Origin of the sequence: Herbaspirillum lusitanum P6-12 (assembly GCF_000256565.1) — a bacterium.
GTDB classification, from domain to species: Bacteria; Pseudomonadota; Gammaproteobacteria; order Burkholderiales; family Burkholderiaceae_D; genus Herbaspirillum; species Herbaspirillum lusitanum.
This window is the reverse complement of sequence record NZ_AJHH01000740.1, coordinates 1-9,036: the sequence shown is the minus strand read 5'-3', so window position 1 is coordinate 9,036 and position 9,036 is coordinate 1. Positions and strand designations below refer to the sequence as shown.

The 9,036-nt window shown below is 63.5% G+C and carries 6 protein-coding genes; 4 read left to right on the top strand and 2 right to left on the bottom strand.

Features of this window, described 5'->3' with window-relative positions:
• Nucleotides 1-440, top strand: a 440-nt coding sequence (locus tag HLUSI_RS0124140) for a TolC family protein (protein ID WP_029363972.1), incomplete at its 5' end; no start/stop codon positions are given.
• A 64-nt stretch (nucleotides 441-504) separates the two neighbouring features.
• Here HLUSI_RS0124140 and pabB read toward each other — a convergent pair.
• A complete protein-coding gene (gene pabB, locus HLUSI_RS0124135; RefSeq protein WP_016836382.1) occupies nucleotides 505-2,346 on the bottom strand; it encodes an aminodeoxychorismate synthase component I in 1,842 nt (613 codons plus the stop codon).
• A gap of 172 nt (nucleotides 2,347-2,518) precedes the next feature.
• On the opposite strand from pabB, the gene HLUSI_RS0124130 reads away from it, so the two are divergent.
• The 3 genes from HLUSI_RS0124130 to HLUSI_RS0124120 are packed head-to-tail and all read left to right on the top strand — an operon-like array spanning nucleotide 2,519 to nucleotide 5,863.
• A complete protein-coding gene (locus HLUSI_RS0124130; protein ID WP_016836381.1) occupies nucleotides 2,519-3,937 on the top strand; it encodes an MFS transporter in 1,419 nt (472 codons plus the stop codon).
• An 18-nt stretch (nucleotides 3,938-3,955) separates the two neighbouring features.
• On the top strand, nucleotides 3,956-4,855 hold the full coding sequence (locus tag HLUSI_RS0124125) for a DMT family transporter (RefSeq protein WP_016836380.1): 900 nt from the start codon (nucleotides 3,956-3,958) through the stop codon (nucleotides 4,853-4,855).
• 27 nt (nucleotides 4,856-4,882) lie between these two features.
• Complete coding sequence (locus tag HLUSI_RS0124120) at nucleotides 4,883-5,863, top strand: magnesium and cobalt transport protein CorA (protein ID WP_016836379.1); 981 nt, start codon at nucleotides 4,883-4,885, stop codon at nucleotides 5,861-5,863.
• An 80-nt stretch (nucleotides 5,864-5,943) separates the two neighbouring features.
• Here HLUSI_RS0124120 and HLUSI_RS0124115 read toward each other — a convergent pair.
• On the bottom strand, nucleotides 5,944-9,036 hold a 3,093-nt coding region (locus tag HLUSI_RS0124115; protein ID WP_016836378.1), incomplete at its 5' end, for a translocation/assembly module TamB domain-containing protein.

The window sequence follows — 9,036 nt, the reverse complement described above, 5'->3', positions numbered from 1 at the left end:
AAAAAAAAAAAAAAAAAAAAAAAAGGGTTACCGACCAGGCCATCGCCACCTATGACGGCGTGGCCGCGGCGTACAAACAGACCGTGCTGACTGCGTTCCAGGAAGTGGAAGACAACCTCGCCGCGCTGCGCATCCTCGAACAGGAAGCCGTGGTGCAAAACGAAGCGCTGCAATCGGCGCGCCAGGCCGTGACGCTGGTCACCAACCAGTACAAGGCCGGCACCGTCAATTACACCAGCGTGATCACGGCGCAAGCCACCGCGCTGACCAGCGAACGCACCGCACTGGATATCCTGTATCGCCGCATGGCCGCCAGCGTGCTGCTGGCCAAGGCGCTGGGCGGGGGCTGGGACGAGCGCAGCCTGGACGACCTGGGGTCGCTGCAACAGCAAAGTGCAGAAAAAGCCAAAGCACTGAAAGAGAATGCCGCGCTGCGTTGAGTTGAGTAATCGGTAAGCAAGTTACGTGTGAACTAGGCGTAATCAACGGGAAGGCAGGAAGCAACTAAGGCTTCACCAGCACAGCCGGCAGCGCTCCCCGCAAGGCATTGCAGACCACGATCTCCTGCGCCGCCAGCAGGTCAGCGCGGGTGATCACGGCTTCCACGGCATCCCAGGCGGGATCGGCCAGCAGCACCCGCCGCATCACGCCCGGCAGCACGCCCGAAGAGAGGGGCGGCGTGCACCAGCGGCCAGCGATCCTGACGAAGACATTGCTGCGTCCGCCTTCGGTCAACTCGTCGCGCTCGTTGAAGAACAGCATGTCGAAACCGCCGCGCCGTTCCGCCTCTTTCCAGGCGTCGTCGTAGGCGGTGCGAACCGATGTCTTGTGACGCAGGAAGAGGTCGTGGCTGGCGCTCGGCGTCGGCGAAACGAACATCTTTACCGTCGCGTCCAATGCCGACAGTGCGCCTTGTTGCAAGCGGATCGCGCCGTCGCGGAACAGGTCCAGCCGCAAGCGATGCGGGGTTGCGGGAGGCAGTTGCGCGCAGGCGCCGGTCAATCCGTTGCGAACGATCGTTTCATCGAATGTGAAATTGAAATACGCCGCAGAGTTTTGCAGTCGCTGCAAATGCAGGTCCAGGTGGCGGCAGCCGTTCTCATGGTCGGCGTGGATGGTTTCAAACAGGCTGAAACCGCTATCGAGTCCGGTCAGGAACGACGACTTCAAACGGCATTCGGCAAATTCATCTGCGGCCCTGCTGTCATGGACGATGCCGGCGCCCACGCCCATTTCACCCCGACGCACACCGTGTTGAGGCGCTTGCAGCACCAGCGTGCGGATCGGCACCGACAGGCAGAAATCGCCCAGCGTCCGTTCCGCCGGCGCGGGGTCGAACCAGCCGATCGCGCCGGTGTACAGGCCGCGCGGCGTCGACTCGAGTTCACGGATGATTTGCATGGTGCGGCGCTTGGGTGCGCCTGTGATCGATCCGCAGGGATAGAGCGCGGCGACCACGTCGGCGAGTTGCACGTCGTCGCGCAGTTGCGCCGTGACGGTCGAGGTCATTTGCAGCACCTGGCCGAAGCGGCCGACGGTAAACAGATGCGGCACTTGCACCGAGCCGGCGACGGCGACGCGACCGAGGTCGTTGCGCAGCAGGTCGACGATCATCAGGTTCTCGGCGCGGTTCTTTTCGTCGTTCGCCAACTGATCGGCGCGGCGGCTGTTTTCCGCGGCATCGTCATGCGCGGGCGCGGTGCCTTTCATCGGCTGGGCGAGCAACTTTCCTTGCGCGTGGCGCACGAACAGTTCCGGCGAAAACGACAGCACCCAGCGTGCGTCGGGCAGATGGATGAGCGCGCCGTAGGGCACCGGCTGGCGCGCGCGCAACTGCTTGTACAGACTGAGCGGTTTTCCCCAGGCGTCGAACTGCAGGCGATAGGTGTAGTTGACCTGGTAGGTGTCGCCGGCCGCGATGTAGTCGCGGATGCGCGCGATGTCGGCGCTGAAACGCTGCTCGTCGATGCTGGCGCGAACGTTGGCTACGCCGGCGGCGGCCGGGACGACATCTTGTTGTTGCAGCCAGTCATCGGTCTGCGTCGCACTGAGGCGGCGACAGTCGGTGAAGAGCAGAATTTCCGCCAGCGGACCGGGCTGATCCGCATGCGCTTCAATGCCGTGCAAGCCTCCCCCCAGTTCGTAGCTGAACAGCGCCACGGCATGCAGGCCTTGCTGCTGCGCGTTTTGCATGCGGGCGAGCATCTCTTCCATACCGTTTGCATCGTCGCAGCGCAGCGTCGCGTGATAACCGGTGTACAGGCGCGAACGCGGTTCGTCCGCGCGCGTGTTGGCATCGTCGTGGCGGTAACTGTCGTCGAGCAGGGCGAAGCAAGGGAGAGACATATCGTGCGTGGTTCGGCCAAGAGTAAACAAGGGAAGGCAAGCTGCCGGCCAACGGCCGGGAGCGCCCGGCAGCATCATAGCTTAAACGGTATACTGGAACGTATTTCCGTGATGCAACGGGCTCGCTGCGCAGAGGTCCGAATCAACGCTGACTCAACCAATTTCCCATCCCATGGCTTTACAGCGCACATTCACCATTCCCCTCATCGTTGCTTGCGCCCTGTTCATGGAACAGATGGACTCTACCGTGATTTCGACCTCGCTGCCGGTGCTGGCGATCGACATGGCGGTCGATCCGATTTCGCTCAAGCTGGCGCTGACGTCCTACCTGGTCAGCCTGGCCGTGTTCATCCCGATCAGCGGCTGGATGGCTGACCGTTTCGGCGCGCTGACGATTTTTCGTTCGGCGATTTGCGTGTTCATGCTCGGCTCCATCCTGTGCGGCGTCTCGCAAAGCCTGCCGGAATTCGTCGCCGCGCGCTTCTTCCAGGGCATCGGCGGCGCCATGATGGTGCCGGTCGGGCGGCTGGTGATCCTGCGCAGCGTCGACAAGGCCAACCTGGTCAAGGCGCTCAGCTACCTCACCATTCCCGCCATGTTCGGGCCGGTGCTGGGACCGCCGCTGGGCGGCTTCATCACCACGTATTTCCACTGGCGCTGGATCTTCTTCATCAATATCCCGATCAGCATCCTTGGCCTGTATCTGGCCACGCGCTTCATCGCCAACGCCAAGTCGGAAAGCGTGGCGCCGCTGGACTGGGTCGGCTTCGTGCTGTCGGCGCTGGGTTGTTCGATGGTGATGATGGGACTGGCGACCACCGGACGCCACCTGGTGTCGGGCGACATTTCTCTCGCCTGCGTGGTGCTCGGCAGCCTGTCGCTGGCCGCCTACGTATGGCACGCGCGTCGCACCGAACATCCGTTGATCGATCTCAAGCTGCTCAGGATCGAGACCTTGCAGGCCGGCGTCGGCGGCGGTTCGCTGTTCCGCCTTGGCATCGGCGCGATTCCCTTCCTGCTGCCGCTGATGCTGCAGCTGGGCTTCGGTTTCAGCGCCTTCCATTCCGGCCTGCTGACCTGCGCATCGGCGGCCGGCGCGATGTTCATGAAGACCATCGCCGCCAAATTCCTCAAGCGCTACGGCTTCCGCCGGGTGATGATCGTCAACGGCGCCTGCGGCGTGATGTCGCTGGCGGCGATCGGCTTCTTCACGCCGGCCACGCCGTATGCGGTGATGCTGATCGTGTTGCTGATCGGCGGCTGTTTCCGCTCGCTGCAGTTCACCAGCCTCAATGCGATTTCCTACGCCGATGTCGACAACAATCGCCTCAGCCAGGCCACCAGCATCGCCAGCGTGGCGCAGCAATTGTCGGTCGGCATGGGCGTGGTGCTGGGCGGTTTCGCCTTGCAGATGTCCAACCATATACAGGGTCACGCTACCTTGGTCAGCCAGGATTTCTGGCCGGCCTTCCTGACGGTAGCGGTGGCCGCCTCGTTCTCGATCCCGCTGCTGATGCGCCTGCCGCCCGATGCCGGCGCTGAACTGGCCGGCCGCAATCAGGCCAAGGCCGGTTCGGCTGGCGCAACCTGACTATTCCACGACAGCGCCATGGCCCACATGCAGCTCAAATACAGCGTCTTTCCGATCAGCGCGATCCTGATCTGGTCGGGCAATACCATCGTCAGCAAGATGGCGGCAGGCGTGATCGAGCCGGCGGCGATGTCGTTCTACCGCTGGCTGATGGCCGGCTTGCTGCTGACGCCGTTTTGCCTGCGCGGGGTCTGGCGGCAGCGCCACCAGATTCGTCCGCATCTGTGGAAGGTCGTGGTGCTGGCGCTGTTCGGCATGGTGCTGTACCAGAGCCTGGCGTACTTTGCAGCGGCCACGTCATCGGCCACCAGCATGGGCATGATCGCCTCGCTGATGCCGCTGCTGACCTTGTTGCTGAGCAGCATCCTGCTGCGCGAACCGCCCACCTGGGGCACGTTGTTCGGCGGCATGCTGTCGCTGTTCGGCCTGGCGATCCTGATCGGCAAGGGGCATCCGGCGCAACTGTTCACCAGCGGCGTGGTATTCGGCGACCTGCTGATGCTGGTGGCGACCATCGCGTATGCCTTTTACAGCGTGCTGCTGAAACGCTGGGCGCTGCCGATCGCTACATGGCATTTGCTGTACCTGCAGATCTGGGTGGCGGTAATCCTGCTGCTGCCGCTGTGCCTGGCAGCGCCGTATTCACCGGTGACGGCAGCCAACCTGCCGCTGTTGCTGTATGCGGGCATTGCTGCCTCGATCATCTCGCAAGTCCTGTGGATGAACGGGGTCGCCCATCTGGGCGCGACGCACTCGATCATGTTCATGAACTTGTCGCCCATCTTTACCGTCATAATTGCCATGGTGGTGCTGGACGAGGCGCTGCATTCGTACCACGCCGTCGGCGGCGGCATTACGCTGGCCGGCGTGGTGCTGGCGCAGCTGATCAAACGCCGGATCGTACGGCCGGCGGTCTGACGAACAAACAGGAAAGCAGGCGCAAACATGAACAACGCAAACATGGTCGTCAATTGTACGGCCTACAAGAACGGCAAGAAGCTGCGCGACATCACGATCGAGGAAATCAGCGACGTGCTGCTGGAGGAGAACACCTTCGTCTGGGTCGGCCTGCTGGAACCGAGCGTCGAACTGATGCGCCAGATCAAGGAAGAATTCAACCTCCACGAACTGGCCGTCGAAGATGCCTACGCCGCTCACCAGCGGCCCAAGATCGAGGAATACGGCGACACCTTGTTCGTGGTGTTGCAGACCGCGCAAGTGGTCGACGCGGTGGTGCAGTTCGGCGAGACCCACATCTTCGTCGGCGCGCGCTTCGTGGTGTCGGTGCGGCACGGTTCTTCCAAGAGCTACGCCAAGGTGCGCGAGCATTGCGAAATGCTGCCCGAGCGCCTGGTCCGAGGTCCCAGCTACGTGCTGTATTCGATCATGGACTTCGTGGTGGACAACTACGGTCCCATCATGGACGACCTGGAAGAGCGTTTCGACAAGTATGAAGCGGAGCTGTTCGATCGGGTGTCCGAGCAAGCCCACTTGCAGGACCTCTACCAGCTCAAGCGCCAGCTGATCAAGATCCGCTCGGCGGCGGTGCCGTTGCTGGACGTGTGTACGCAGCTGCTGCGCTTCCATGAGAACATCATCACCAAGGATGGCAAGGTCTATTTCCGTGACATCTACGACCACGTGGTGCGCCTCATCGAGACCGGCGATCGCCTGCGCGAAATGGTGGCGGCGGCGATGCAGATCGAGCTCGCCCAAGTGACCATACGCCAGAACGAAGTGGTCAAGCGCCTGGCCGGCTGGGGCGGTATCCTGGCGATCCCGACCATGATCTTCAGCTTGTACGGGATGAACTTCGCCCACATGCCGGGGCTGGATTGGCGCTGGAGTTTCCCCCTGGTGCTGGGCGGCATCGTCACCGGCTGTTCGCTGCTGTGGCGGCGCTTGCGCAGGGCGGGATGGTTGTAAGCCGGGCAGCCGGCATGACGAAAAACAAAGGGCGGCGTGGAGATATCCTCGCCGCCCTTTTTATTGCGGTAGCGGCGCCGTCAGTCGAAGCGCAGGTTGTACAGCACGTTAAGGCCGTTGATGGTGCCGGTGCGCGCCACCAGCGACCAGCGCCGCGACAGTTGCCAGGTGGCCTTGGCGATGCTGGCCGCGCCGGTCAGGCTTTGCTCGTAGCCGAGCGAGAGTTTTTCGGAGATCGACTTGCCGAGATTGACCACTTGTTCGTCGGACAGGCCCGATTCGCTGGCGCCGATCGAGAACTGGTCGAGGCCGATGTCCTTGGCGATCTTCTTGCCGCCGTAGTTGCCGACGAAGGCCAGTGCCTGGCTGCTGGCGCTGCGCTGACCCAGGCCTGAACTGTCGCTGCCGTGGCCGAACATCATCCACGAGAGTTTTTCATCATCGGGCACGTTCGGTTCCGACACCAGGCGCACGCGCGGCTGGTTGGCGTTGCCGGTGACTTCGACGCCGGCTTCGACGTCCTGGTTGCGGCGCATGGCGAGGATGTTCAGGTTGGGATTACTGATCGGCCCCTGGAAGTTGATGATGCCGCGCTCGATGTTGAGCTTGGTGCCGAAGGCCTCGTAGGTGCCTTCGCTGACGCGCACGGTGCCGGTGGCGCGCAGCGGCAGCAGCGGTTCGCTGCGCACATTCATTTCGCCGCGCAGCTTGAGGTCGGCGCCGCTGCCGTTGAAGCGGAAGTTGTTGCCGAGGTCGACCACGATATTCATCACCGGCGCAAAACGTCCGGCCGGTTTTTCGGTCGCGGCCGTGAGTTTTTCCTTTGACGTTGCGGCCGCGCCGGCCTTGGCGCGGGACTTCCCGTCCTTGTCCTTGCGCACGATCACGACGTCGTCGCCGAGCTTGGGCGCGCTGCTCTTGGGCAGGTCGAACAAGGCCTTGTCGACCATGAACTTGCCGTCGATGCGCAACTGCTCGTTGACGTTGGCCAGTTTGGCCTGGCCCGACAGCATCAGCTGGCGGTCGGGACTGGCGAACAGTTGCAGGCGATCGGCCACGATGGCGGCGTTGAGGTCGGGATCGGCGTCGCCCAACTTGACCTTGCCGGTGGCGCGCAGCGTGCCTTCGCCGCCGTGGAATTCGATCTGGCGCAGGTCGATCACGTTGTCGTCCATGACGATGCGCACGGTGCCGTCCTTGAGCTGGATGCCCTGGTCGAACAGCGTCACCGCCAGGCTGTCGCCGTTGATGGCGCCGGACAGGCGCGGCTTGGCCAGCGTGCCGGCGGCATTGATGTCCATCGCGAGCTTGCCGTCCAGGCTGTATTGCGGGCCGAGCAGGGCGCCGATGGTCTTGACCTCCGGCACGTTCAGGCGCGCGTGGGCGGTCAGCGGCGAGTCCGGCAGCAGCGTCAGCACGCCATCCTGGCGCAGCAGGCCGGCCTGGCCCTGGGCCTCAATGGTGCCGATGCGGGAGGCTGTCACGCCACCGTTGAACTTCGCTTCATGACCGGCAAGATCGACGCGCAGTTGTAGCGCCGACAGGCCCAGCGCGACTTGCGAAGCACCGGTATTGACCGAGACGTCGCCGCTCTTGCGCAGCACCTGGAAGAAGCCGGATACGGTTTCGGCGAGCGAGAAATTCCAGTCGGCGTCGAGCACCAGGTCGGTCTTTGCCGGCGGTGCAGCAGCAGATGCACCGCTCATCTCCCGCACCAGCTCCAGGATGCGGCCGACGTCGAGGGTCTTGGCGCTGCCTTCCGAACGGATACGGCCTTGCTGGTAGCTCAGGCTGCGCAGGTCGATCGCCATGCGGTCGACATTGAGCCGGGTGGCGCCTGCCACCAGCGTGTCGGCAGCGAGCGCGAGACTGAGCGGCGCAGCCAGCGCGATGCGCGGCAAGCCCTGGTTGTCGAGTTTGTCGATGACGCCGTTCCAGCCGTAGCCGTTCTTGTCCTGGGTGACCTTGCCGTGGGCGTTGAGTTGCAGCGCCAGCGTCTGGTTGCGTACGCGGCCGTCGGCCTGCACGGCCAGCTTGTGCTCGCCAAAGGTGCCGGACAAGCTCAGTTTCAATTGTTTGAGCGCGGCGTCCGGGCCGCTGTAGCCGTCGCCATCAATGCTCAGTTGCAGCTTGTTGCTGGCGGATGCCGCACTCGCATTCAGATCGGTCTGCAGGTCGGCCTGGCCGTCGACGCGGTTCAGGTGGTGCGGGCCGAAGGCCAGTTGCCGGCCGCTGTAGGTGGCACGCAAGTTGGGACGCTGCATGCTGCCGGTCAGTTGACCGTCCAGCTTGAGCATGCCGGCAACGCCGAAACCCAGCCGCGCCAGTTGCGGCGCATCGATGTGGATGTCGAGCTTGTCGGACGGCGCGCCGAACGCACCCTTGAGCTGCAGCTGGTTGCCTGCCACCAGCATATCGAGGCTGCTCGGCAGCAGACGCTTGCCGGCCAGTTGCAGCTTGCCGCTGCCGCTCATGGGCAACTGGTCATAGCTGCTGTCGTGGATGATGAAATTGAGCCTGGCCTGCAGTTCCGGCGAGAGCGAACCGGCGGTGTCGAAGTCCATGTTGATGCGCGCGCTGATGGCGTGCGCCGCAGTCCCTGCCTTGGCGTTGGCCGGCGCCTTGCCGGTCTTCATCCACAGCGAAGGATCGAAGTTGGCCAGCTTGCCCTTGAAGGCGTATTCCATGGCGCCGACCGTGCCCAACGTGCCGGCCAGTTCCAGTCGCGCCTTCTGCGCGGTCAGCAGCACTTGTTTCAGCGTGACTTGTTCGGGGGTGACGGCGGCGTTGGCCTGGATGCTGTATTGCGCATCCTGCAGCTTGAGCATGATGTCCTGGCCGCCCGGCTTGAGGACGACATTGAGCGGCCCGGCCAAGCGGGTCGGCTTGAGTTCGCTGTGGATCGCCTGCAGGTCGAGGCCGGCGACGTCGAAGTCGAAGCGGCCGGCCTTGTCCGCCGGATGGAATTGGCCTTTGCCGGTCAGGGTTGCATTCTTGAGCAAGGCGATGCGCAAGTCATCCAATTGCTGACTGTCTACGCCGAGGTCGACCCTGGCCTTGATTGAGGTCAGCGGCAGCCGCTGTTGGTCGAGACTGCCGGGGATGGCGTTGACAATATCGACCGGACCGGCCACGCGCAAATTCTCTGCCGTCGCGCCGGCTACCGGCCGCTG